Source organism: Caballeronia sp., assembly GCF_049581465.1.
Classification (GTDB): domain Bacteria; phylum Pseudomonadota; class Gammaproteobacteria; order Burkholderiales; family Burkholderiaceae; genus Caballeronia.
In genome coordinates this window covers 1-1,524 of the sequence record NZ_JBAUSA010000692.1, presented here as the reverse complement: position 1 = coordinate 1,524, position 1,524 = coordinate 1, and the positions used below count along the sequence as shown (strand labels likewise).

At 61.2% G+C, this 1,524-nt stretch carries 2 protein-coding genes; both read right to left on the bottom strand.

Annotation, left to right across the window (positions count from 1 at the left end):
- Positions 1 to 166: tetratricopeptide repeat protein (locus tag WCA53_RS17055; RefSeq protein ID WP_423912868.1), on the bottom strand; the 166-nt coding region annotated here is incomplete at its 3' end.
- Positions 167 to 276: 110 nt separating this feature from the next.
- Positions 277 to 1,524 (bottom strand): histidine--tRNA ligase (hisS, locus tag WCA53_RS17050; protein WP_423912864.1); only part of this gene is annotated, 1,248 nt, incomplete at its 5' end.

The following is a 1,524-nucleotide window of genomic DNA, read 5'->3' as shown; positions in this document are numbered from 1 at the left end:
AGAGCACCGCCGCTTCCGCGGCCTGCCGGCGCTGCCAGAAATGCCAGCCGTTCCAGCCGGCTGCAACGACCAGCACCACGAGCACGATCCACGTGGTCGAGTTGCCCCATTTGGCCCACCAGGCTTTCAGATTTTCTAGTGACTCTTGTTCTTCGTGATAGCTCATTACCCAGCGTATTCCTTACCTGGCCTTGATCGGCCGTGTGTTCCATGCAACGCTGCGCGCCTTTGCTTCGCGTGCGCTAACAAGCGTTGTCCGCGCAGTTCTGACCGAAATCAGTTGTCGCCGTCGTCGGCGGTTGCCACCATCGCATTGATTAGAAATTCGGTCAAGTCTTCCACTGGCACCGTGGCTTGCTCGTTCTTCTGCCCCGTCGTGTCGAGCGTCGCGCTTCGCAACGGCTTCACGCCAACCATACCTTGAGCGAGCTCGTTTTCGCCGAGCACGACCGCGAACGCGGCACCGCTGGCATCTGCCTTCTTCATTTGCGACTTGAAGCTGGCCGGCGTGCCGTCCGCGCTGCAATGCAGGATCACGTCGAGGCCCGTGTCACGCAAGCGCTCGGCGATAATGAACGCCTGTACCGCCGCCTCTTCGCCCTGATGAACGATGTAGACGTCAGTGCCTTCCGGTGCCGGTACGAGATTGTCTTCCTTGAGCAATTCAAGGATCCGCTCGACGCCCATGGCCCAGCCGCACGCAGCCGTCGGCTTGCCGCCAAGCTGTTCGATCAGTGGATCGTAGCGGCCGCCGCCCGCCACCGTACCCTGCGCGCCGAGCTTGTCGGTCACCCATTCGAACACGGTGAGGTTGTAGTAATCGAGGCCACGCACCAGGCGAGGATTGATCTTGAACGGAATGTTGTTCGCTTTCAGAAGACGCTGGACGCCTTCGAAATGCGCAAGCGACTCCGGCCCGAGAAAGTCCACGAGCTTCGGCGCGTTCTGGGCGATTTCCTGCATCGCGGGATTCTTCGTGTCCAGCACGCGCAACGGGTTCGTGTACAGACGGCGCTTCGCTTCCTCGTCGAGTTGATCGGCGTGCTGTTCGAGATACGCGATCAGCTTTTCGCGATGCGCAGCACGCTCTTCCGGCTGGCCGAGCGAGTTCAGTTCGAGCCGGATACCGGTCAAGCCCAGGTCGTCCCACAGCCGCTGGCACATCATGATGATTTCGGCGTCCGTGTCCGGCCCGGCAAAGCCGAGCGCTTCCACGCCGACCTGATAGAACTGCCGATACCGCCCGCGCTGCGGCCGCTCGTGCCGGAACATCGGGCCGATATACCAAAGGCGCTTCGGGCCGTCGTACAGGAGATTGTGCTCGATGGCCGCACGCACCACCGCCGCCGTGTTTTCCGGGCGCATAGTGAGTTGTTCACCGTTCAGCGCGTCGGTGAAACTGTACATTTCCTTCTCGACGATATCCGTCACCTCGCCAATGCCACGCGTGAACAACTGCGTGGGTTCGACGATCGGCGTGCGGATCTGCTGATAGCCGTATGCGCGCAGCATCGACTTGACGGT